At 72.4% G+C, this 21,815-nt stretch carries 20 protein-coding genes; 13 read left to right on the forward strand and 7 right to left on the reverse strand.

What is annotated here, in order from left to right; genetic code table 11:
• Positions 1-5: 5 nt before the first annotated feature.
• From ilvD to OG432_RS14070, 3 genes are all read right to left on the reverse strand, one after another.
• The gene (ilvD, locus tag OG432_RS14060; RefSeq protein WP_328311278.1) at positions 6-1,856 is read right to left on the reverse strand and encodes a dihydroxy-acid dehydratase; all 1,851 of its coding nucleotides are present in this window, start codon (positions 1,854-1,856) and stop codon (positions 6-8) included.
• Positions 1,857-2,472: 616 nt separating this feature from the next.
• Complete coding sequence (locus OG432_RS14065) at positions 2,473-3,294, reverse strand: sugar phosphate isomerase/epimerase family protein (protein ID WP_328311279.1); 822 nt, start codon at positions 3,292-3,294, stop codon at positions 2,473-2,475.
• A 126-nt stretch (positions 3,295-3,420) separates the two neighbouring features.
• Positions 3,421-4,353: a Ppx/GppA phosphatase family protein gene (locus tag OG432_RS14070; protein ID WP_328311280.1), complete on the reverse strand. Its 933-nt coding sequence runs from the start codon at positions 4,351-4,353 to the stop codon at positions 3,421-3,423.
• A gap of 52 nt (positions 4,354-4,405) precedes the next feature.
• Between OG432_RS14070 and OG432_RS14075 the strand changes: the two genes are divergently transcribed.
• Positions 4,406-5,221, forward strand: a complete 816-nt coding sequence (locus tag OG432_RS14075) for a hypothetical protein (protein WP_443058385.1) — start codon at positions 4,406-4,408, stop codon at positions 5,219-5,221.
• 24 nt (positions 5,222-5,245) lie between these two features.
• Here the strand turns inward: OG432_RS14075 and OG432_RS14080 are convergent, their stop codons facing one another.
• A complete protein-coding gene (locus OG432_RS14080; RefSeq protein ID WP_328311281.1) occupies positions 5,246-6,919 on the reverse strand; it encodes a hypothetical protein in 1,674 nt (557 codons plus the stop codon).
• A gap of 267 nt (positions 6,920-7,186) precedes the next feature.
• Here OG432_RS14080 and radA point away from each other — a divergent pair, with 267 nt between their 5' ends.
• Both radA and disA read left to right on the forward strand, forming a co-directional pair.
• Positions 7,187-8,584 (forward strand): DNA repair protein RadA, encoded by a 1,398-nt coding sequence (gene radA, locus OG432_RS14085; protein ID WP_328311282.1) that lies wholly within the window; start codon positions 7,187-7,189, stop codon positions 8,582-8,584.
• A gap of 101 nt (positions 8,585-8,685) precedes the next feature.
• On the forward strand, positions 8,686-9,810 hold the full coding sequence (gene disA / locus OG432_RS14090; RefSeq protein ID WP_267058701.1) for a DNA integrity scanning diadenylate cyclase DisA: 1,125 nt from the start codon (positions 8,686-8,688) through the stop codon (positions 9,808-9,810).
• 233 nt (positions 9,811-10,043) lie between these two features.
• Here the strand turns inward: disA and OG432_RS14095 are convergent, their stop codons facing one another.
• On the reverse strand, positions 10,044-10,901 hold the full coding sequence (locus OG432_RS14095) for a hypothetical protein (RefSeq protein WP_328311283.1): 858 nt from the start codon (positions 10,899-10,901) through the stop codon (positions 10,044-10,046).
• A gap of 233 nt (positions 10,902-11,134) precedes the next feature.
• Here OG432_RS14095 and OG432_RS14100 point away from each other — a divergent pair, with 233 nt between their 5' ends.
• From OG432_RS14100 to OG432_RS14140, 9 genes are all read left to right on the forward strand, one after another.
• Complete coding sequence (locus OG432_RS14100; protein ID WP_328311284.1) at positions 11,135-11,761, forward strand: phosphatase PAP2 family protein; 627 nt, start codon at positions 11,135-11,137, stop codon at positions 11,759-11,761.
• A gap of 52 nt (positions 11,762-11,813) precedes the next feature.
• On the forward strand, positions 11,814-12,746 hold the full coding sequence (locus OG432_RS14105) for an A/G-specific adenine glycosylase (protein WP_328311285.1): 933 nt from the start codon (positions 11,814-11,816) through the stop codon (positions 12,744-12,746).
• 284 nt (positions 12,747-13,030) lie between these two features.
• Complete coding sequence (locus tag OG432_RS14110) at positions 13,031-13,588, forward strand: SigE family RNA polymerase sigma factor (RefSeq protein ID WP_328311286.1); 558 nt, start codon at positions 13,031-13,033, stop codon at positions 13,586-13,588.
• 20 nt (positions 13,589-13,608) lie between these two features.
• The gene (locus tag OG432_RS14115) at positions 13,609-14,316 is read left to right on the forward strand and encodes a hypothetical protein (protein ID WP_328311287.1); all 708 of its coding nucleotides are present in this window, start codon (positions 13,609-13,611) and stop codon (positions 14,314-14,316) included.
• Positions 14,317-14,449: 133 nt separating this feature from the next.
• The gene (gene cseB / locus OG432_RS14120) at positions 14,450-15,154 is read left to right on the forward strand and encodes a two-component system response regulator CseB (protein ID WP_328311288.1); all 705 of its coding nucleotides are present in this window, start codon (positions 14,450-14,452) and stop codon (positions 15,152-15,154) included.
• A 7-nt stretch (positions 15,155-15,161) separates the two neighbouring features.
• On the forward strand, positions 15,162-15,299 hold the full coding sequence (locus OG432_RS14125; protein ID WP_328311289.1) for a hypothetical protein: 138 nt from the start codon (positions 15,162-15,164) through the stop codon (positions 15,297-15,299).
• Complete coding sequence (gene cseC / locus OG432_RS14130) at positions 15,296-16,621, forward strand: two-component system sensor histidine kinase CseC (protein WP_328311290.1); 1,326 nt, start codon at positions 15,296-15,298, stop codon at positions 16,619-16,621. The genes OG432_RS14125 and cseC overlap by 4 nt, the downstream gene beginning before the upstream one ends.
• Before the next feature lie 38 nt (positions 16,622-16,659).
• Positions 16,660-16,797: a hypothetical protein gene (locus OG432_RS14135; RefSeq protein ID WP_328311291.1), complete on the forward strand. Its 138-nt coding sequence runs from the start codon at positions 16,660-16,662 to the stop codon at positions 16,795-16,797.
• Positions 16,790-18,001 carry a low temperature requirement protein A gene (locus OG432_RS14140; protein ID WP_328311292.1) on the forward strand — a complete coding sequence of 404 codons (1,212 nt, stop codon included), beginning with the start codon at positions 16,790-16,792 and terminating at the stop codon, positions 17,999-18,001. Before OG432_RS14135 ends, OG432_RS14140 begins: the two co-directional genes overlap by 8 nt.
• Positions 18,002-18,596: 595 nt before the next feature.
• Here OG432_RS14140 and OG432_RS14145 read toward each other — a convergent pair.
• Positions 18,597-20,183, reverse strand: a complete 1,587-nt coding sequence (locus OG432_RS14145; protein ID WP_356615499.1) for an MDR family MFS transporter — start codon at positions 20,181-20,183, stop codon at positions 18,597-18,599.
• Positions 20,184-20,356: 173 nt separating this feature from the next.
• Here OG432_RS14145 and OG432_RS14150 point away from each other — a divergent pair, with 173 nt between their 5' ends.
• Positions 20,357-20,941, forward strand: coding sequence for a TetR/AcrR family transcriptional regulator (locus tag OG432_RS14150; protein WP_328311294.1), 585 nt, complete (start codon positions 20,357-20,359; stop codon positions 20,939-20,941).
• Between the two features lie 39 nt (positions 20,942-20,980).
• On the opposite strand, the gene OG432_RS14155 is transcribed toward OG432_RS14150, so the two are convergent.
• Positions 20,981-21,646 (reverse strand): M23 family metallopeptidase, encoded by a 666-nt coding sequence (locus OG432_RS14155; RefSeq protein ID WP_328311295.1) that lies wholly within the window; start codon positions 21,644-21,646, stop codon positions 20,981-20,983.
• Positions 21,647-21,815 lie beyond the last annotated feature (169 nt).

The raw sequence follows: 21,815 nt of genomic DNA on the forward strand, positions 1-21,815 counted from the left end.
TGGTGTCAGCCCAGCTTCGACACGTCGCGGACCGCGCCGCGGTCGGCGCTGGTGGCCATCGCGGCGTAGGCGCGCAGCGCGGCGGACACCTTGCGCTCGCGGTTCCTCGGGGCGTACACGCCGTTCAGCGCGTCGCGCCGGGTCGCCAACTCGGCTTCGGAGACGAGGAGTTCGATCGAGCGGCCCGGGATGTCGATCCGGATGCGGTCGCCGTCCTCGACGAGCGCGATCGTGCCGCCGGACGCCGCCTCGGGCGAGGCATGGCCGATGGACAGGCCCGAGGTGCCGCCGGAGAAGCGGCCGTCGGTGATCAGCGCACAGGTCTTGCCGAGGCCGCGTCCCTTGAGGAACGACGTCGGGTACAGCATCTCCTGCATGCCGGGGCCGCCCTTGGGGCCCTCGTAGCGGATCACGACGACGTCGCCGTGCGTGATCTCCTTGCGGAGGATCTTGTCCACGGCGTCTTCCTGCGACTCGCAGACCACGGCCGGGCCCTCGAAGGTCCAGATCGACTCGTCGACACCGGCCGTCTTCACGACGCAGCCGTCCTCGGCGAGGTTGCCGCGCAGGACGGCGAGACCGCCGTCCTTGCTGTACGCGTGCGCCGCGTCGCGGATGCAGCCCTCGGCGGCGTCGGTGTCCAGGGTGTCCCAGCGCTCGGACTGCGAGAAGGCGGTCGCCGAACGGACGCAGCCGGGCGCGGCGTGCCACAGCTCGACGGCCTCGGCGGAAGGAGAGCCGCCGCGCACGTCCCACGCGTCCAGCCACTCCTTGATGGAGCGGGAGTGGACGGTGTGGACGTCCTCGTTGAGCAGGCCCGCGCGGTACAGCTCGCCGAGGATGGCGGGGATGCCGCCGGCGCGGTGCACGTCCTCCATGTAGTACGTACGGTTCTTGCCGACGTTCGGTGCGACCTTGGCCAGGCACGGGACGCGGCGGCTGACGGCGTCCATGTCGCTGAGCCCGTAGTCGAGCTCGGCCTCCTGCGCGGCGGCGAGCAGGTGCAGGATCGTGTTGGTGGAGCCGCCCATCGCGATGTCGAGCGCCATGGCGTTCTCGAAGGCGGCGCGGGTCGCGATGGAGCGGGGCAGGACGGTGTGGTCGTCCTGCTCGTAGTGCCGCTTGGTGATGTCGACGACCGTGCGGGCCGCGTTCTCGTACAGCGCCCGGCGGGCGGTGTGGGTCGCGAGGACCGAGCCGTTGCCGGGGAGGGAGAGGCCGATGGCCTCGGTCAGGCAGTTCATGGAGTTGGCCGTGAACATGCCGGAACAGGAGCCGCAGGTGGGACAGGCGTTCTCCTCGATGCGGAGGATGTCCTCGTCGGAGATCTTGTCGTTGACGGCGTCCGAGATCGCGTCGACCAGGTCGAGCGTGCGGACCGTGCCGTCCACCAGGGTCGCCTTGCCGGCCTCCATCGGGCCGCCGGAGACGAAAACGGTGGGGATGTTGAGGCGCAGCGCCGCCATCAGCATGCCGGGGGTGATCTTGTCGCAGTTGGAGATGCAGATCAGGGCGTCGGCGCAGTGGGCTTCGACCATGTACTCCACGCTGTCCGCGATGAGGTCGCGGGAGGGGAGGCTGTAGAGCATGCCGCCGTGGCCCATCGCGATGCCGTCGTCCACGGCGATGGTGTTGAACTCGCGGGGCACGGCGCCGGCGGCCAGGATCGCCTCGCTGACGATGCGGCCGACCGGGGCGAGGTGGGTGTGGCCCGGCACGAACTCCGTGAAGCTGTTCGCCACGGCGATGATCGGCTTACCGATGTCCTCGCTCGCTACACCGGAGGCCCGCATCAGGGCGCGGGCGCCCGCCATGTTACGGCCGTGGGTGACTGTGCGGGACCTCAGCTCGGGCATCGTCGCTCGTCTCCTAGGTATGGGTGGGCCTTGGTGTGAGCCTACGCCGTGGCTCCAGGATCTGGACAGGGTGTCCGAATGGCGGGACTCGGGGTTCGCCATGTGGCCCTTCCCTGCGGGGTCGCGTGGCGGGGCGGGGCGGGGCGGGTGCGGGTGCGGGTGCGGGTGCGGGTGCGGACCGTGCGTGGTTGCTCGCGCAGTTCCCCGCGCCCCTAACCCCGCCTTCGTCCGCGGACCGTGCCCGCGTCTCGCGCAGTTCCCCGCGCCCCTAGTAGGGCACCGGCGCCGAACGGCTCGCGCCCACCGCGGCGGAGCCGCGCAATGACACAGCCCCGCGCCCCTAGTAGGGCACCGGCGCCGAACGGCTCGCGCCCACCGCGGCGGAGCCGCGCGATGTCACAGCCCCGCGCCCCTAGTAGGGCACCCCGCCGTCGTGCAGTCGCGCCCACCGCGGCGGAGCCGCGCAATGACACAGCCCCGCGCCCCTAGTAGGGCACCCCGCCGTCGTGCAGTCGCGCCCACCGCGGCGGAGCCGCGCAATGACACAGCCCCGCGCCCCTGTAGGGCACCCCGTACTGACCGCGGGTCCGGGGTGGGGCCGTGGTCGGAGCGGGGGTCAGGCGCGGTGGGCTGGGGCGGAGGCCAGGTGGAGGCGGGTGAAGGCCAGGGCTTCCGCGAGGTCGGCCTCGCGTTCGGCGGCGGACATGGCCCGGCGGGTGTTGACCTCGATGACGACGTGGCCGTCGAAGCCGGTCAGGGCGAGGCGCTCCAGCAGCTCCGCGCACGGCTGGGTACCCCGGCCGGGCACGAGGTGCTCGTCCTTGGCCGAACCGCGCCCGTCCGCGAGGTGCACGTGGGCGAGCCGGTCTCCCATGCGGTCGACCATGGCCATCGCGTCCGCACGGGACGTCGCGGCGTGCGACAGGTCGACGGTGAAGTGGCGGTAGTCGTCCTTGGTCACGTCCCAGTCCGGCGCGTAGGCGAGCATCTCGCGGTCCCGGTAGCGCCACGGGTACATGTTCTCGACGGCGAATCTGACGTCGGTCTCGTCCGTCATCCGCCAGATCCCGTTGACGAAGTCGCGCGCGTACTGGCGCTGCCAGCGGAAGGGCGGGTGGACCACCACGGCGGACGCGCCGAGCTTCTCGGCCGCCGCCCGCGCCCGCTGGAGCTTCACCCAGGGATCGGTGGACCAGACCCGCTGGGTGATCAGCAGACACGGGGCGTGGACGGCCAGGATCGGCACCTGGTGGTAGTCGGAGAGTCGCCGCAGGGCTTCGATGTCCTGGCTCACGGGGTCGGTCCAGACCATGACCTCGACGCCGTCGTAGCCCAGGCGTGCCGCGATCTCGAAGGCCGTCGCTGTCGACTCCGGATAGACCGACGCCGTGGACAGGGCGACCTTCGCATCCGGGATGCGCACCACTGGTTCTGCCACGCAGACAGCGTACGGGCCGTCACCGCCGGGCGGGGAGGCGGTCCGGCGAGACCGACGAACGTCACACTCGCCGGTAACTCCGCGGCCCGCGCTCCCCCGCGCTCGCCCCGGCGCCCCTCCCGCCCCTCAGCTCACCGGCAGGTGGTCGAGGTGGCGCAGGATCACACCCTCGCGCAGCGCCCAGGGGCAGACTTCCAGCTCGTTCACGCCGAACAGGTCCATCGCGCCCTCCGCGACGAGCGCCCCGGCGAGCAGCTGCGGCGCCCGGCCCACCGAGACGCCGGGCAGCGAGGTGCGCTGCTCGGCCGTCATCGCGGCGAGCTTGGGCACCCACTCCTCCAGTGATGTTCGACTCAGGGTGCGCCGGACGTACGCGCCCTCGCTCGACCGCGCGGCCCCCGCGATCCGCGCGAGCTGCTTGAACGTCTTGGAGGTGGCGACCACGTGGTCGGGCCGTCCCGAGCGGGTGAACTCGCCGACCGTTCCGGCGATCTGCGCCCGTACGTGCCGGCGCAGCGCCCGTACGTCGGACGGGTCGGGCGGATCGCCCGGCAGCCAGCCCGCGGTCAGCCGCCCCGCGCCCAGCGGCAGCGAGACCGCCGCGACCGGCTCCTCGTCGATGCCGTACGCCACTTCGAGGGAGCCCCCGCCGATGTCGAGCAGGAGCAGCTTTCCCGCCGACCAGCCGTACCAGCGGCGGGCCGCGAGGAAGGTGAGGCGGGCCTCCTCCTCGCCGGAGAGCACGCCCAGGTCGACCCCGGTCTCGTCGCGGACCCGCGCGGTGACGAGGTCGACGTTGCTGGCCTCGCGGACCGCGGAGGTCGCGAAGGGCAGCAGTTCCTGTACGCCCTTGTCCTCGGCGGCGAGCAGCGCCTCGCCGACCGTGGCGACGAGCCGGTCGATGCCCTCGGGGCCGATCGCGCCGTCCTCGTCGAGGAGTTCGGCGAGGCGCAGCTCGGCCTTGTGCGAGTGCGCCGGCAGCGGCGCGGCACCGGCGTGCGCGTCCACCACCAGCAGATGAACCGTGTTCGACCCCACGTCGAGGACTCCGAGTCTCATGGACCGAACGCTACTGCGCCTGCGAAGACGCCCTCCGACATACGCTTGAGGTGTGCCAAAGACGAAAAAGGCGAAGCCGGGCAAAGCCAATGCCGCGAAGAACCCCGCCCCTCCGGTTCAGGACGAGCAGGGGATCGACTTCCCGCGCGCCTGGGTCGAGTTCCCCGACCCCGCCGACGACGAGCAGGTCTTCCGCTGCGACCTGACCTGGCTCACCTCGCGGTGGACCTGCATCTTCGGCAGCGGCTGCCAGGGCATCGAGGCGGGCCGGGCCGACGACGGCTGCTGCACGCTGGGCGCCCACTTCTCCGACGAGGACGACGAGAAGCGGGTGGCCGGGCACGTGGCGCGGCTCACTCCCGACCTGTGGCAGTTCCACGACGTCGGTACGGAGACGGGCTGGATCCAGACGGACGAGGACGGCGACCGCCAGACCCGCCGCTGGAACGGGTCGTGCATCTTCCAGAACCGGCCGGGTTTCGCGGGCGGCATGGGCTGCTCGCTCCACATCCTCGCCCTGAAGGAGGGCAAGGAGCCGCTGGAGACCAAGCCGGACGTCTGCTGGCAGCTGCCGGTGCGCCGGACGTACGACTGGATCGAGCGGCCCGACGACACCAAGGTGCTGCAGGTCTCGATCGGCGAGTACGACCGCCGCGGCTGGGGACCCGGCGGTCATGACCTGCACTGGTGGTGCACGTCGGCGACCTCCGCGCACGGCGCGGGCGAGCCCGTGTACGTCACGTACAAGCCGGAGCTCACCGAGCTGATGGGGCCGCGGGCGTACGCCGTCCTGGTCGAGCAGTGCGAGGCGCGGCTCGCCTCGCTGCTTCCGCTGGTCGCACCGCACCCGGCGGACCCGGAGCGGTAACTCGCGCGCTCCGCAGGGGAGTTGTCAGCCGCTCTGGGTCGGCGAGGGCGGCGTCGGGGTGGGGGTCGGGGTGTCGGCGGGCGGCGTCGGGCTCTGGCTCGGTGGCGTCGGGGTGGGCGTGGGCGTGGGGCTGCTCGGGCTCTGGGTGGGCGGGGTCGAGGCGGGCGCGCTGGAACCGCCGGGACCGGGATGGCCCGTGGTGCCGGGGTCGGGCGAGGACGGCGTCACGATCGGGGTGCCGTCGCCGCTGATCCGTACCGCGGCGCCGGTGGGGGCCACCTCGACCCGCGCCGACCAGGCGTGGTGGGGCTCCCGGCCGTGATCGACCCGGATGTAGACGGTGACGGCGGTGCCGGGCGCCAGCCTGCCGGCGCTCTGGCTGAAGACGAGCCAGCCGGCTCTGCTGCGCAGCGACCAGTCGGCGGGAGCGCCGCCGGTCGAGGTGAGCGTCAGGACGGTGGTGTCGCCCGCGGAGCTCGCCGCGACCGCGAGCCCGGGGGCGCCGGGGCCCGCGGGGGCGGTGGTGGGGCTGATGACCTCGACCGAGACGTCGGGCGTGCGGCTGCCCTCGGTGAAGCGGGCGTCGGGCGCGTTGCGGGCGTTGCCCGCGTTCTCGTAGCGGTCGGACGGGCGGCCGTCGAGCCCGCCGGGGTTGTCGGCCTCGCTCGCGGTGACCTTCGCGCCGCTCTCCGGTTCGCCGGTGGCGGGCGCGCCGCGGTAGGCGGCCCAGAGCGCGAAGACGGGAGCCGCGACGACGGTCGCGACGACCGTGGTGGTCACGGCCCTCGCGCGCAGCCGGTCCCGCCGGGCGGCCCGGTCCTTGGGGTCCATCGGGAACCCGGCGCGGTCGAAACGCGGGGCAACGCCGCGCGCCCGCGGCACGTGCAGCATCGCCGCCAGCGCTGCGGCCCGCGGCGCCTCGGCCAGCGGCAGCGCGGCCGGCGTGACGGTCGAGCCCGGCCAGGGGCCCGAGGCGCCCGCGCGTTCGGCGGCGCGACGGCAGCGGGGGCAGTCGTCGACGTGCCGCACCAGTTCGCGGCGGAGCGCGGCGGAGAGCAACACCTCGTGGTCGCCGGTGAGTTGGGCGACCGCGGGGCAGCCGCCCATCTCGACGACGGCGAGCGCGGCCCGGGTCCGCTCGACCTCGCAGGCGCCCGCGGCGAGCAGCTCGCGCGCGGCCGGGTAGTTCATGCCGAGCACGGAGGCGACCTCGCGGGCACCGAGCTGGTGGCGGACCGCGAGTTCGAGCGCCTCGCGCTGCTCGGGGGTGGTGCCGGCGGCCTCGGGCCAGGCGAGCAGGGCCAGTTCGCGGCGGCGGCGCTCCCGCTCCTCGTCGGAGACCTCGACGGCGGGGGCCGCCTCCGGGGTGCGGCCGGTGTGCGCGCCCTGGCGGTTGCGCCTGCGCTCGGCGAGCCCCCGCAGACAGGCCCAGCGGGCCAGCGCGTACAGCCACGCCCTGCGTTCGGCCTCGCCCGCGGGGCAGCGCGCGTACTGGCGCTCGGAGACGGCCAGCATGTCACCGAGAGCGGCGGTCGCCTCGTCGTGGTCGCACAGGACGGAGAGGCAGTACGTGAACAGGCCGTCCAGATACGCCTCGTAACGCGCGGGCGGGCGCTGGGCCAACGTACGGGGCGCACGGCGCTGCGCCCGGTGTGCGCCGGTGTTGTGCGCTGGTTGATCCAGTCTGCTGCTCGTCACGCGTGCGACCGTAGGCGCAGCATGAGGGGTTCTTCGTACCGGTTGAACACATTTAATCCTTACGGGTGAACGTATCCCTCAAAAGGGGACAGGAATCGGGAATTCCACGGCATTCCATGGCAGACCCATCACGCACTGTGCAAACGGGCGCAAGCGAGCGGGGCGACGCGCCCCCGGCGGCATCCACCCGAACGGCGGGGCGCGGACAACCCGGGGCATGTGCGGCCGCCCGGCGGGATTGTCAGTGGGCCCCTATACGGTGACGCCATGGCTGCCCGTACGAAATCCGCGAAGGACCGGCCGTCCTACCGCTGCACCGAATGCGGCTGGACCACCGCCAAGTGGCTCGGCCGTTGCCCCGAGTGCCAGGCGTGGGGGACGGTCGAGGAGTACGGCGCGCCCGCGGTCCGCACCACGGCGGCCGGCCGGGTCTCCACCGCCGCGCTGCCCATCGGCGAGGTCGACGGCCGGCAGGCGACCGCCCGCACCACCGGCGTCGCCGAGCTCGACCGGGTGCTCGGCGGCGGCCTCGTGCCCGGCGCGGTCGTGCTGCTCGCGGGCGAGCCCGGCGTCGGCAAGTCCACGCTGCTCCTGGACGTGGCGGCCAAGGCGGCGAGCGACGACCACCGCACCCTCTACATCACGGGCGAGGAGTCCGCGAGCCAGGTCCGGCTGCGCGCCGACCGCATCAAAGCCCTCAACGACCACCTCTATCTGGCCGCCGAGACCGACCTGTCCGCGGTCCTGGGCCACCTCGACGCGGTGAAGCCGTCCCTGCTCGTCCTCGACTCCGTACAGACCGTCGCCTCGCCCGAGATCGACGGCGCCCCCGGCGGCATGGCCCAGGTCCGCGAGGTCGCGGGCGCGCTGATCCGCGCCTCCAAGGAGCGCGGCATGTCCACGCTGCTCGTCGGCCACGTCACCAAGGACGGCGCGATCGCGGGCCCCCGTCTCCTGGAGCACCTGGTGGACGTGGTGCTGTCCTTCGAGGGCGACCGGCACGCGCGCCTGCGTCTCGTACGGGGCGTCAAGAACCGTTACGGGGCGACGGACGAGGTCGGCTGCTTCGAGCTGCACGACGAGGGCATCACCGGACTCACCGATCCCAGCGGCCTGTTCCTGACCCGGCGCGACGTCGCGGTGCCGGGCACCTGCCTCACCGTCACGTTGGAGGGCCGCCGCCCGCTGGTCGCCGAGGTGCAGGCGCTCACCGTCGACTCGCAGATCCCGTCCCCGCGCCGCACCACCTCGGGCCTGGAGACCTCCCGTGTCTCGATGATGCTCGCCGTGCTCGAACAGCGGGGCCGGATCACGGCGCTCGGCAAACGCGACATCTACAGCGCGACGGTGGGCGGCGTGAAGCTCTCCGAGCCCGCGGCCGACCTCGCGATCGCCCTCGCGCTCGCCTCCGCGGCCAGCGACACTCCGCTGCCCAAGAACCTCGTCGCGATCGGCGAAGTCGGCCTCGCGGGCGAGGTCAGAAGGGTCACCGGGGTGCAGCGCAGGCTCGCCGAGGCGCACCGTCTGGGCTTCACCCACGCCCTGGTGCCGACCGACCCGGGGAAGGTCCCGGCCGGTATGAAGGTCACGGAAGTCGCCGACATGGGGGACGCGCTGCGGGTGCTGCCACGCGGGCGTCGCGCACAGGCCCCACGGGAGGAGTAGCCGCGCCGGTAGACTTTGCCCTGGTCTCGCCCGTCCGTACGAGCGGTACGCAAGCAGCTCGCGAGCAGTACGCGCCGTATGAGCAACACCGGAGGAGTGCAGTGGCAGCCAACGACCGGGCATCATCACCCGGAAAGTCCGGCACAGGCTCCGGTAACGAAGCACTGATGCGTGCCGCGCTGAGCGCCGTCGCGCCCGGCACCGCGCTCCGCGACGGCCTGGAGCGCATCCTGCGCGGCAACACCGGCGGTCTGCTGGTGCTGGGCCTCGACAAGACCGTCGACTCGATGTGCACGGGCGGCTTCGTCCTGGACGTCGAGTTCGCCGCCACCCGGCTGCGCGAGCTGTGCAAGCTCGACGGCGCGCTCGTCCTCGACAAGGACATCACCAAGATCCACCGGGCCGGTGTGCAGCTCGTGCCGGACGCCGGCATCCCCACCGAGGAGACCGGCACCCGCCACCGCACGGCGGACCGCGTCTCCAAGCAGTGCAACTACCCGGTGGTGTCCGTCAGCCAGTCCATGCGGCTGATCGCGCTGTACGTGAACGGGGAGCGCCGGGTCCTCGAGGAGTCGGCGGCGATCCTGTCCCGCGCGAACCAGGCGCTCGCGACCCTGGAGCGCTACAAGCTCCGCCTCGACGAGGTGGCGGGCACGCTGTCCGCCCTCGAAATCGAGGACCTGGTGACGGTCCGGGACGTGACGGCGGTGGCCCAGCGTCTGGAGATGGTGCGGCGCATCGCGACGGAGATCGCCGAGTACGTGGTGGAGCTGGGCACGGACGGGCGCCTGCTCTCGCTCCAGCTGGACGAGCTGATCGCCGGGGTCGAGCCGGAGCGGGAGCTGGTGGTACGGGACTACGTGCCCGAACCCACGGCCAAGCGCTCGCGGACGGTGGACGAGGCGCTGCGCGAGCTCAACGACCTCACCCACGCGGAGCTGCTCGAACTGCCCATAGTGGCACGGGCGTTGGGCTACAGCGGCTCGCCCGAGACGCTGGACTCGGCGGTGTCCCCACGGGGCTACCGGCTCCTCGCGAAGGTGCCGAGGCTGCCGGGGGCGATCATCGAGCGTCTGGTCGAGCACTTCGGGGGGCTTCAGAAGCTGCTGGCCGCCTCGGTGGACGACCTCCAGACGGTCGACGGGGTCGGGGAGGCGCGGGCGCGGAGCGTGCGGGAGGGCCTGTCGAGGCTGGCCGAGTCCTCCATCCTGGAGCGCTACGTATAGCCCCCAGCCCCAGCCCACCCCTGGGGCTCCGCCCCAGACCCCGATTCGCGCCTGAACGGCGCTCGTCCTCAATCGCCGGACGGGCTGAGGTGGCCTCCACCGAGCCCCGTTAGGGGCGCGGGGAACTGCGCGAGAAGCGGGCACGGTCCGCGGATGAAGGCGGGGTTGGGGGCGCGAGCCAGCAGGCATGGGCCGTGGCCGGGGAGGAATCCCGTGGCGAACCCCCGGGGGGGCTAGTCCTTGGCCAGGGCGAAGGACGCTCGGGCCACCGGAAGGCCGGGGAAGTGCGCCTCGACCAAGTACGTGCCGGGCTCGACCGCCCCCGCCGGCGGAGTCGCACACCCCGGCGCGGACTTCGACCGGTCCCACTCCACGGTGTGCGTGATCGACGAGGCCCCCGGCACCTGGAAGAAGGCCCCGGCGTCACCCGGCGCGCAGTCCTCCGTGGACCACACCCGGTCGTTGCCGGTGGAGGTCACCGTCACCACCGCCCCCTTCGGCCCGAGATCCGCCTTGCACGCGGACGTCGCGTTGTTCTTCAGGACGACCTCGATGCGCGGCTTCTCACCGGGCTCGTACGACGTCTTGGTGCTGCGCAGCACCAGGCTCAGCGAGCCCGGCGCACAGGTCGGCACGCTCGACCCGGCCGGCACCCGGACCCCGGTGTCGCCCGCGCCGCCGCCCCCGCCCGAACTCCCGCCGCCCGAACCGGAGTCGGAGCCGGCCGAGCCGCCCGAGCCCGTACTCGTACCACCGTCGCCGGAGTTGGCCCCGCCGGAACCCGCAGAGCCCGCAGAACCCGCCGAGCCTCCCGAACCGCCGGAACCCGACCCTCCCGAGCCGCCCGACGCGTCGCGACCGCCCGGCGCCGTGCTGATGGCGGGGCCCGAGCCGGAGGGACCCGGGGTGATCGACTGCGTGGGATCGGGGCCCTTGTTGGTGCCGCCGCTTCTGTTACCGCTGCCGCCACCGGAGATGACGGCCCACAGGACGAGGACGGCGAGCAGCGCGATCAAGGACAGCGCGACCGCCCTCCGTCGCCAATAGATGGAGGAGGGAAGCGGCCCGACCGGATTGCGCAGAGATCCCACGCACCGAACCTTACGAGAGATCGGCCCCAACTCCCGCCCCACCCGCCGCTACTCCGGGCAAGTTTTGCGGATCATCATCCCGGAACGGCGTGCCGGCGCTTCGGAGGCGTCGCCCGATGACCGCCCCACGACCGCCCGGCGGTCGCCCGGCAGTCGCCCGGCGGTTCATCGGGCGGCCATCGGGCGGTCGGCTCGTGGTCGCCCCTCCTTCATCATTCATACTGTCCGTCACCATGGATAGTGAGCTCTACCGCAACATCACCGACTTCGCCCACGACATGCCGTCCTGGGTGCAGAGCTTCGTCGAGGTCTGGACGGAGCTCGGCCTGCTGCTGTTCGGCGTGCTGTTCGTCTGCGCCTGGTGGCGGGCCCGCCGCCGGGACACGACGTCGTTCGCCCTCGCCCTGCTGGCGCCGCTGGCGACGGCGGCCGCCTACCTGTGCAGCGAGGTGATGAAGTCGCTGATCGACGAGGAGCGGCCCTGCCGGGCGGTGTCGGGCGCGGCGGCCTCGCTGATCGCCTGCCCCACCCACGGCGACTGGTCGTTCCCCTCCAACCACGCCACCATCGCGGGCGCCGCGGCCGTCGGCCTGGCCCTCGCCTGGTCGCGGATCTGGATGCTCACCGTGCCGATGGCGCTCGCGATGGCCTTCTCGCGGGTCTTCGTCGGCGTGCACTACCCGCACGACGTGGCGGTCGGCCTGGTGCTCGGCTCCCTGATCGCGCTGCTCGTCGTCAAGGCGGGCACCCGGCCGGTGCGGGCGCTTGCCGAGTCGATGCGTACGAGTGACGTGTCGGCGGTCGCCTGGTTCGCGGGACCCGGCGCACGCGTGCACGCGCGGCAGCACGCACGCCGCTGAGGGGCACCGCGCGCCCCCCTCGAAGGCCGGTCGTGCCAGGATCGGCTCTGCGATGAACATTCTGCCGACGACGCCCCCCGTGTCCACCGTGTCCACGAACGAGACGACCGAGCCCGCCGTCCTCCACGAATCCGTCATCGGATGGTTCGGCGAGCACGCTCGCGACCTGCCCTGGCGCCGCCCCGAAGCGGGCGCCTGGGGCGTGATGGTCAGCGAGTTCATGCTCCAGCAGACCCCCGTCAGCCGGGTCCTTCCGGTGTACGAGCAGTGGCTGGCCCGCTGGCCGCGCCCGGCCGACCTGGCCGCCGACGCACCCGGCGAGGCGGTGCGCGCCTGGGGCCGGCTCGGCTATCCGCGCCGCGCGCTGCGTCTGCACGGCGCGGCCCTCGCCATAACGGAACGGCACGGCGGCGACGTGCCGGCCGACCACGCCCAGCTGCTCGCGCTGCCCGGCATCGGCGAGTACACGGCGGCCGCGGTCGCCTCGTTCGCGTACGGGCAGCGCCACGCGGTCCTCGACACCAATGTGCGCCGGGTCTTCGCGCGCGCCGTCGCCGGCGTGCAGTACCCGCCGACCGCGACCACCGCCGCCGAGCGGCGCCTGGCGCGTGCCCTGCTCCCCGAGGACGAGGTGACGGCGGCCCGCTGGGCGGCGGCGTCCATGGAGCTGGGCGCGCTGGTGTGCACCGCGAAGAACGAGACGTGCGTACGCTGCCCGATCGCCGCGCAGTGCGCCTGGCGGCTGGCGGGGAAGCCCGCACACGAGGGTCCCGCGCGGCGCGGCCAGACGTACGCGGGCACCGACCGGCAGGTGCGCGGCCGGCTGCTCGCGGTGCTGCGGGAGGCCACCGGTTCCGTGCCGCAGGCGGCGCTCGACGCGGTGTGGCACGAGCCGGTGCAGCGGGCCCGCGCGCTCGACGGCCTGGTCGCGGACGGTCTCGTCGAGCCGCTGGAGGGCGGCCTGTACCGGCTGCCGCAGTCCTGATCCGGTCCTGACAGCCACCCGCCGGGCTCCTCGTGAGCCCCCGACACGTCGTCCGACATCGTTGCCGACAGCGTTGTCCGACTGCGCCCGTAACGTCCGGAAGAGCGGCGTTACCCCTGGAAAACAGCGGTAAACCTCGGCTGTTACACAACCGATGGCTCACCGTGCGTCGGCCGACGGCTGCTCCGCACAGGCCCGTGACAAGTCCTCCGTAGCTTCAGTCCCGTAAGCGACCAGCAGGGACGAGCGGGACCAGCTCACGGGGACGACGGAGGCGGTTGGGTATGGCGCAGGGCGAGGTGCTTGAGTTCGAGGAGTACGTACGCACCCGGCAGGACGCGCTGCTGCGCAGTGCCAGGCGACTGGTTCCGGACCCGGTGGACGCGCAGGATCTCCTCCAGACCGCGCTGGCCCGCACCTACGGCCGCTGGGACGGCATCGCCGACAAGACGCTCGCCGACGCCTATCTGCGCCGCGTCATGATCAACACCCGGACCGAGTGGTGGCGGGCGCGCAAGCTCGAAGAGGTGCCGACCGAGCAGCTCCCCGACGCCCGCGTCGAGGACGGCTCGGAGCAGCGCGCCGACCGCGCCCTCCTGATGGACGTCCTGAAGGTGCTCGCCCCCAAGCAGCGCAGCGTCGTCGTGCTGCGACACTGGGAGCAGATGAGCACCGAGGAGACGGCCGCGGCCCTCGGCATGTCGGCCGGCACGGTCAAGAGCACGCTGCACCGGGCGCTGGCCCGGCTCCGCCAGGAGCTGGAGAGCCGCGAACTGGACTTCCGTGCGCTCGGACACGGCAACGCCGGCGACGTAAAGGGGCGGGAGCGGTGCGCGGCCTGAGCAGGCACAGGGGGAGCGCTTTGACGGCGGGGACCACGGCACTGGCCGGGATCTCCGCCCTCGGGCTGTTCATGACCGGCTGCTCCACGGGCGGCACCGGCACCCGGGACGAGGGCGAGGCCGCACAGCCCGACAAGGCCGCCCACGCCACGCCGTCGCCGAGCGCGTCGAGCCCCGCGCCGTTCCAGAAGGTCGACCCGGTACGGCTGCTCAAGAGCGACCCGAAGGTCAGCACCCGCGTCAAGGCGCAGCTCAAGCCCTGCACCAAGGACGAGTACCCCATCGACGTGACGTACGGGCACCTGACCGGCGCGACCGGCCAGGACGTCATCGTGAACGTCATGAACTGCGCCGACGCCGTGGGTCTGGGCTCCTACGTGTACCGCGCCACGACCGCGTCCGGCTCCCCCGATGCCTCCGCCTCATCGGGCTCCTCCACTCCCTCCGGCTCCTCCGCTCCCTCCGCCTCCGGTTCCTCGTACGAGAACGTCTTCACCGCCGAGGAGACGCCCGTATACGCGGAGATCGACCGGGGCGATCTGGTGGTGACCCGGCAGATGTACGCGCCCGGCGACAAGCCCGCCTTCGCCTCAAGCGAGGTCGTGACCACCTATCACTGGTCGGGCGGCGCGAGCGGTAAGTTCGCCCAGCAGAGCCAGGTCGAGAACGACTACAGCAAGGCGGTCGGCGATGGCGGGTCCCCCGCGCCCGTGCCCGCCACCCCCTGACCGGGTCGCCGGGCCGGGCGCCGGATCGGCCGGCGGCGGGGCTCGTATGCCGCAGACTGGGTACGGCGCCCGGCCCCCGAGCCCGACCGCCGGACGCCGGAACAGACCGCCGGAGAACTGAGAGAGCAGCGCGATGGCCGAAACCCATGTCCTGTTCGTCGAGGACGACGACGTCATCCGTGAAGCCACCCAGCTCGCCCTCGAGCGGGACGGCTTCACCGTGACCGCCATGCCCGACGGGCTCTCCGGCCTGGAGGCGTTCCGCGCCGACCGGCCGGACATCGCCCTGCTCGACGTGATGCTGCCGGGCCTCGACGGGGTCAGCCTCTGCCGCCGGATCCGCGACGAGTCGACCGTGCCGGTCATCATGCTGTCCGCGCGCGCCGACTCCATCGACGTCGTCCTCGGCCTTGAGGCCGGCGCGGACGACTACGTCACCAAGCCCTTCGACGGTGCGGTCCTGGTCGCCCGGATCCGCGCCGTGCTGCGCCGCTTCGGTCACGCCGGCGGCCCCGGCGCCGCCATCGACACCTCCGACGAGCCGCCCGAGCGCGGGGTGCTCGCCTTCGGCGACATCGAGATCGACACCGAGGGCATGGAGGTCCGCAAGGGCGGCGAGACCGTCGCCCTGACGCCCACCGAGATGCGGCTGCTGCTCGAGTTCTCCTCGGCGCCCGGCACGGTCCTGTCCCGCGACAAGCTCCTTGAGCGGGTCTGGGACTACGGCTGGGGCGGCGACACCCGGGTCGTGGACGTCCACGTGCAGCGGCTCCGCACCAAGATCGGGCAGGACCGGATCGAGACCGTCCGTGGCTTCGGCTACAAGTTGAAGGCGTGAGGCCCCGATGAGGCGCTTCGCCCTGCGCACCGGCGTCCGCCGGCCGCATCACCCGGGGGCCACCCCCCGGGCCCCCGGCCACCGTCCCGCCGAAGCCGACGCCGCCGCCGCCGCCGCCGACGCCGAACAGGAGCACGCCGCATGAGGCGCTTCGCCCTGCGCACCGGCGTCCGCTGGAAGATCAGCATCGCGATCACCGCGGTCGGCGCGCTCACCGTGATGGCGCTGAGCCTCGTCGTGCACAACGCCGCCCGGGTCTCCATGCTCGACAACGCCCGCGACGTGCAGATGGAGCGGCTCAACTTCGCGCAGAACTACTACGAGACCAGCAACAAGCGGGTCCGCTTCGGCACCAAGCTGAACGATCCCGCCCTGCCGGCCACCCTGAAGACCAAGGCCCTCCAGGGACGCAAGGTCTCCTCGGTGCAGGAGCGCGGCAGCGGCCCGCCCGACATCTGGGCCGCCGTGCCCGTGGGCAACGGCGACGTCCTGTCGCTGCACTCCACCTTCACCGACCGCAGCTCCAACGTGATGGCCGACCTGGACCGCGCCCTGGTCATCGGCTCGGTCGCGGTCGTCTTCGGCGGCTGCGCGCTCGGCATCCTCATCGGCGGCCAGATCTCGCGCCGGCTGCGCAAGGCGGCCGACGCGGCGGGCAAGGTGGCCGAGGGCAACACCGACGTCCGGGTGCGGGACGCCATCGGCGGCTTCGTACGCGACGAGACCGACGAGCTCGCCCGCGCCGTGGACGCGCTCACCGACGCCCTCCAGGAACGCATCGAGGCCGAGCGCCGGGTCACCGCGGACATCGCGCACGAGCTGCGCACCCCGGTCACCGGGCTGCTCACCGCCGCCGAACTGCTGCCGCCGGGCCGCCCCACCGAGCTGGTGCGCAACCGGGCGCAGGCCATGCGCACCCTGGTCGAGGACGTCCTGGAGGTCGCCCGGCTCGACAGCGCGTCCGAGCGGGCCGAGTTGCAGGACATCGCGCTCGGCGAGTTCGTCAGCCGCCGGGTCGCGGCCTTCGATCCCGAGGTGAGGGTCAGGGTCGTCCACGAGTCGTGGGTCAGCACCGACCCGCGCCGCCTGGAGCGCATCCTGGGCAATCTGCTCGGCAACGCCGCCAAGCACGGCGGGGGTCCGGTGGAGGTCACCGTCGAGGGCCGGGTCGTACGGGTCCGCGACCACGGGGCGGGTTTCCCCGAAGCGCTGCTCCGCGAGGGGCCCAGTCGGTTCCGCACCGGGTCGAGCGACCGGGCGGGCAACGGGCACGGCCTGGGTCTGACGATCGCCGCGGGCCAGGCCAGGGTGCTCGGCGCCCGGCTCACCTTCCGCAACGTCGCGCCCGAGGCCCTCGCCGGCGGCGCGGGTTCCGGCGGCGCGATCGCCGTGCTCTGGCTCCCCGAGCACGCGCCGACCAACACGGGCACCTTCCCCGTCCAGCCGCCGGGAAAGAACGGCCGCTAGGCGTAGGGGCCCCGGGCCGGCGGACCGCATGAATCCTCATGGTCCGCTCGATCCTCATGGTCCGCTCGATCCTCATGGTCCGCGCGATCCTCATGATCCGCGCGATCCTCATGATCCGGTCCGTCGGCGGGCAGACGTCAACAGCCGAACGGGGCAACACTGTTGACCATGCATGAGGCCCACCACCCTTCGCCGTCCGCCGTCCTGCCCGCGCAGCAGGAGCGCCCGCGGCCCCCCGAGTCCGGGGAGGCGGAACGGCGGGCCACCTGGTTCGAGTTGTTCTGCGACCTCGTCTTCGTCGCGGCCGTCGGCCAGGTCACCCGGCGCATCGGCGCCGCCCCCGGCCTCGGTTCGGTGGCCGCGGCGGCCGCCCTGTTCGTGCCGCTGTGGTGGACGTGGGTGCTGTACGCGGTACGGGCCAACCGAGCGGACCGCGACATCACTTCGCACCGGCTGCTCACCATGGCGGGGCTCGTGGCGGTGTGCGGTCTCGCGGTGTTCGTGGGCGGCGTGGGAGCCTCCGACGCCGCCGACACCGGCTTCGCCCTGTCGTATCTGGGTGCCCGGCTCGGCGTCGCCGCGCTGTATGCGCTGGAGGCCCGCCGCGACCGCGGGCTGGCCCCGCTGCTGACCTCGTTCGCCGCCGGGTCGCTCTGCTCGGCGCCGTTCTGGGCGGGCGGCGCGCTGCTGGCTCCGGCGGGGCCGGTCCGGTACGGGATCTGGGCCGGCGGGATGCTGGTCGACCTGGCCGTCCCGCTGCTCTCGGGCCGCCGGATCGCCAAGGCGGGGCACCACGCCGAGCATCTGCGCGAACGCTTCGGCCTGTTCACCATCATCGTGCTCGGCGAGTCGGTGCTGGGCTTCACCAACGGGCTCGTCCAAGCGCGCACGGCGGGTCCCGCGCTGGTGACCGGGGCCGCGGCCTTCGTGCTGTGTGCGTGCCTGTGGTGGTCCTACTTCAGCGCCAGCGGGTCGCGTCCGGGCGCGCATGCCGAACTCGCCGACGATCCAAGGCTGTTGAACATCTACGTCTTCGGTCATCTGCCCGTGCAGCTGGGGCTCGCCGTGACGGGCGGCGCGATCGGCACGGCGGTGCTCGGCTCGGGCGGCCGGCTCAGTACGGCGCTCGCCCTGTGCGTGCTGGGTGGGGTCGCGCTGTTCCTGCTGGCCACGGCGGTGGTGCGGGCCGCGTTCACCGGGGTACGCGATGGGGTGGTGCGGGTGCGGCTGGGGACGGCGGGGTTGGTGGTTTCGCTCGTTCCCGCGGCGGGGCGGGTGCCGGCCTGGGCGATGCTGGTGGGGCCGGCCGTGCTGCTCGCGCTGTCCGTGGCCGCGGAAACCCCGGCCCACCGAACCCGCCCACCCGCGCGGCGGGGCTGAGCCGTCCCACCTCCCTGGGGCTCCGCCCCAGAACCCGGGGAGTTTTCCCACCCTCCCCCAAGCTCTTAATGAGCAGGGGGGACCCCCATCCCGTGCGGCTACTTGAGGGGTGCGGCTCCCTGGGGGCTCCGCCCCCAGACCCCCATTCGCGCCTGAAGGGCGCTCGTCCTCAATCTCCCCCAAGGCCTTAAGGGCCAGGGGGGACCCCCATGACGGGCTGAGGATGTCCATACGGGCCGGCACCGAGTAGCTAGGGGCGCGGGGAACTGCGCGAGACGCGGGCACGGCCCGCAGGCGAAAGCGGGTTTCAGGGGCGCGGGGAACTGCGCGAGACGCGGGCACGGCCCGCAGGCGAAAGCGGGTTTCAGGGGCGCGGGGAACTGCGCGAGACGCGGGGACGGTCCGCAGACGTAAGCGGGGTTAGGGGCGCGGGGAACTGCGCGACCAGCCACGCACGGGCCCGCGCCCGAAAGCGAACCGGGGTTCCGGGGGGGGGACAGCACCGCGCCTCCCCCGCTCGCCCGGGAGGGCAAAGCGCAGGGAGGCGCAGGTATCCGGCACGAAGAGGCGTCCGGCAAGAAGAGGGAGGTCGGGGCTACAGCGCCGGCTCCGTGAGGGGCGCGTCGCCCTCGCCCGGCGCCGGGGCGGACCCGCGCAGCGGGACCTCCTTGACGAAGAGCGCCGCCACGAACATGGCCACCGCGATGATCGAACCGACCAGGAACGTCCCGTGCGTACCGGAGGAGACGGCGTACTGGTACGCCTCCCGGACCGGCGCCGGCAGCTTCAGCAGACTCGCGTGGTCCAGCTGCGCCGACGCCAGGTTGCCGGCCCCGGCGGAGGCCGCCTTGCCGAGGCGGTGGGTCATCTCGTCGCCGACCCGGTTGGTGAAGATCGCGCCCATGATCGAGACGCCGAAGGACGAGCCGAGCGTACGGAAGAGGGTCGTGGACGACGAGGCGACGCCCATGTCCTTCATCTCGACGCTGTTCTGCGCGACCAGCATCGTGATCTGCATCAGGAAGCCCATGCCCGCGCCGAGCACCGCCATGTAGACGCCGGACATGAACCGGGTCGTGGTGGTGTCCATCGTGGAGAGGAGGAACAGGCCGACCACGACGAGCGCGCCGCCCAGGATCGGGAAGATCTTGTACTTGCCGCTGCTGGTGGTGACCCGGCCCGCGATCAGCGAGACGGCCATCATGGAGAGCAGCATCGGCAGGAGCAGCAGCCCGGAGTTGGTGGCGGAGGCGCCCTGCACGGACTGCTGGTACAGCGGCAGGAACAGCATCGCGCCGAACATCACGAAGCCGGTGAGGAAGCCGATCCCGGACATGAGCGAGAAGTTGCGGTTGCGGAAGATGTGCAGCGGCACGATCGGCTCGGCGGCCTTCTTCTCCACGAAGAGGAAGCCGATGATCGCGGCGACGCCGAGCGCGATGAGCTCCATGATGATCGCGGAGCTCCAGGCGTACTGCGAGCCGCCCCAGGTGGTGACGAGGACGATCGAGGTGATGCCGACGGTCAGCAGGATGGTGCCGAGGTAGTCGATCCGGCCGCGGGCCCGCTTCTTGGGCAGGTGCAGGACGGCGGTGACCATGGCGAGCGCGACCGCGCCGAGCGGGATGTTGATGTAGAAGGTCCAGCGCCAGCCGAGGTGGTCGGTGATGGCGCCGCCGACCAGCGGGCCGCCGATCATGGCGAGCGCCATGACGCCGGCCATCATGCCCTGGTACTTGCCCCGGTCGCGGGGCGGGATGAGGTCACCGATGATCGCCATGACGCCGACCATGAGGCCACCGGCGCCGAGGCCCTGGATCGCGCGGAAGCCGATGAGCTGGCTCATGTCCTGGGCCATGCCGCTGAGCGCGGAACCGGCCAGGAAGATCACGATGGACGTGAGGAAGGCGCCCTTGCGCCCGTACATGTCGCCGAGCTTGCCCCAGATCGGGGTGGAGGCGGCGGTCGCCAGGGTGTAGGCGGTCACGACCCAGGACAGGTGCTCCAGGCCACCGAGCTCGCCCACGATCGTCGGCATCGCCGTGTTGACGATCATGTTGTCGAGCATGGCGAGCAGCATCGCGATCATGAGCGCGAGCAGCACGACCCGCACGCTGCGCGGCTGTGGCCCTTCGGACACCTCCGCCTCTGCCACCGTCTCTTGTGATATCCCCGTCGCCATCGTCCCCAACTCCCTGAAGCCTGCCGTCCACCGCGCGGGGCACTTACTTGCCGCCCGGCTAGTTACCACTACACTGGGGAAGGTAGACCCAAACTAGCCGGGCGTCAAGCAAGTTAATGGTGTACCGGCACGGCCACCGGGGGACGGCGGCCGTATGCATTCGGGAGAGCGGCATGGCCAGAGGAAACACCCGCCAGCGGATCCAGGACGTTGCCCTGGAGCTCTTCGGTGAGCAGGGGTACGAGAAGACCTCGCTGCGCGAGATCGCCGAGCGCCTCGGCGTGACGAAGGCCGCGCTCTACTACCACTTCAAGACCAAGGAAGACATCATCATCAGCCTCTTCCAGGACCTCACCAGGCCCATGGACGAGCTGATCGAGTGGGGCAAGGACCAGCCGCACACCCTGGAGATCAAGCAGGAGATCCTGCACCGCTACAGCGAGGCGCTCTTCGGGGCCGAGCCGCTGTTCCGGTTCATGCAGGAGAACCAGGCGACCATGCGCGAGCTGAGCATCGGCGAGATGTTCAAGGAGCGGGTGCACGCGATGGTCGACCTGCTGACCGACCAGGACGCCTCGATGTCGGACCGGATCCGCTGCTTCACGGCGCTCCTGTCGATGCACGCAGGGCTTTTCGTCCTCAAGGACGTCAAGGGCACCCCCGAGGAGAAGCGCGCCAGCATCCTCGAAGTCGCCAACGACCTGGTCGTCCGGGCCCACCACAACACGCAGGCCCACCACCACACGCGGGGCCGGTAGGCCGCGAGGGAAGCGGGCGGGCAGCGGGCCCGCGGTGCGTCAGACGGTGACGCCCACCGTCCGCAGGAAGGCGACCGGGTTGACCGCCGAGCCGTAGTGCGGCGTCGTACGGATCTCGAAGTGCAGGTGCGGGCCGCTGGAGTTGCCGGTGCTACCGGACAGCGCGATCCGCTCGCCGGTGGCCACGCTCTGGCCGATGCGCACATTGATCTTCGACAGGTGGGCGTACTGCGAGTACGTGTTGTTGGCGTGCCGGATCACGACGGCGTTGCCGTACGCGGGACCGTCACCGCCGCCGATCGGACCGGCCTTGACGACGGTGCCGGCGTGCGCGGCGGAGACGGGCGTGCCGGTGGGCACCGCGAAGTCCTGCCCGGAGTGCTTGTGCGACCACATCGTGCCGCCCAGGCCGAAGGAGGCGCTCAGCGTGTAGCGCTGCACCGGGTGCACCCAGGACGCGGCCTTGGCGGCAGCGGCCCGCTTCGCCGCGGTGGCGGCCTTGGCCTGCGCCTTCGCCTGGCCCGCGACCGCACTCGTGGTGGCGGCGGCCGGAGTGGGCGTGGCGGACTTCGCCTGGTCGGCGAACGCGGCCCCGCCGCCGAGGAGCGTGGCGGCCCCCATCGCGGTGGCGACGGCGGCGACCGAGGCGGTACGCAGCGGGAACAGGGACGGGCGGGCGGAGCGGGACGGGGTGCGCCGGAGCATGCGGAAGCTCTTCCATGAGGGGACGGTGATCGCTGCCGGGCGGGGAGGTCCGAGCGGAGCCCCTGCGGCATGCGAGGACCCGGCACGCGGAACGGCACACCAGGTCGGCCTCACCTTGGTAACCCGAACCCCCATCTCCACCCAAAACACCCATCTACTAACGAAAGCC

The organism is Streptomyces sp. NBC_00442, from assembly GCF_036014195.1.
Taxonomy (GTDB): Bacteria; Actinomycetota; Actinomycetes; order Streptomycetales; family Streptomycetaceae; genus Streptomyces.

What these genes read in the sequence shown, in the direction of transcription:
- ilvD (WP_328311278.1), bottom strand. Translation starts at nt 1,856, where the DNA reads ATGCCCGAGCTGAGGTCCCGCACAGTCACCCACGGCCGTAACATGGCG.
- OG432_RS14070 (WP_328311280.1), bottom strand. Translation starts at nt 4,353, where the DNA reads ATGAGACTCGGAGTCCTCGACGTGGGGTCGAACACGGTTCATCTGCTG.
- radA (WP_328311282.1), top strand. Translation starts at nt 7,187, where the DNA reads ATGGCTGCCCGTACGAAATCCGCGAAGGACCGGCCGTCCTACCGCTGC.
- OG432_RS14100 (WP_328311284.1), top strand. Translation starts at nt 11,135, where the DNA reads ATGGATAGTGAGCTCTACCGCAACATCACCGACTTCGCCCACGACATG.
- OG432_RS14105 (WP_328311285.1), top strand. Translation starts at nt 11,814, where the DNA reads ATGAACATTCTGCCGACGACGCCCCCCGTGTCCACCGTGTCCACGAAC.
- OG432_RS14110 (WP_328311286.1), top strand. Translation starts at nt 13,031, where the DNA reads ATGGCGCAGGGCGAGGTGCTTGAGTTCGAGGAGTACGTACGCACCCGG.
- cseB (WP_328311288.1), top strand. Translation starts at nt 14,450, where the DNA reads ATGGCCGAAACCCATGTCCTGTTCGTCGAGGACGACGACGTCATCCGT.
- OG432_RS14125 (WP_328311289.1), top strand. Translation starts at nt 15,162, where the DNA reads ATGAGGCGCTTCGCCCTGCGCACCGGCGTCCGCCGGCCGCATCACCCG.
- cseC (WP_328311290.1), top strand. Translation starts at nt 15,296, where the DNA reads ATGAGGCGCTTCGCCCTGCGCACCGGCGTCCGCTGGAAGATCAGCATC.
- OG432_RS14135 (WP_328311291.1), top strand. Translation starts at nt 16,660, where the DNA reads ATGGTCCGCTCGATCCTCATGGTCCGCTCGATCCTCATGGTCCGCGCG.
- OG432_RS14140 (WP_328311292.1), top strand. Translation starts at nt 16,790, where the DNA reads ATGCATGAGGCCCACCACCCTTCGCCGTCCGCCGTCCTGCCCGCGCAG.
- OG432_RS14145 (WP_356615499.1), bottom strand. Translation starts at nt 20,183, where the DNA reads ATGGCGACGGGGATATCACAAGAGACGGTGGCAGAGGCGGAGGTGTCC.
- OG432_RS14150 (WP_328311294.1), top strand. Translation starts at nt 20,357, where the DNA reads ATGGCCAGAGGAAACACCCGCCAGCGGATCCAGGACGTTGCCCTGGAG.
- OG432_RS14155 (WP_328311295.1), bottom strand. Translation starts at nt 21,646, where the DNA reads ATGCTCCGGCGCACCCCGTCCCGCTCCGCCCGCCCGTCCCTGTTCCCG.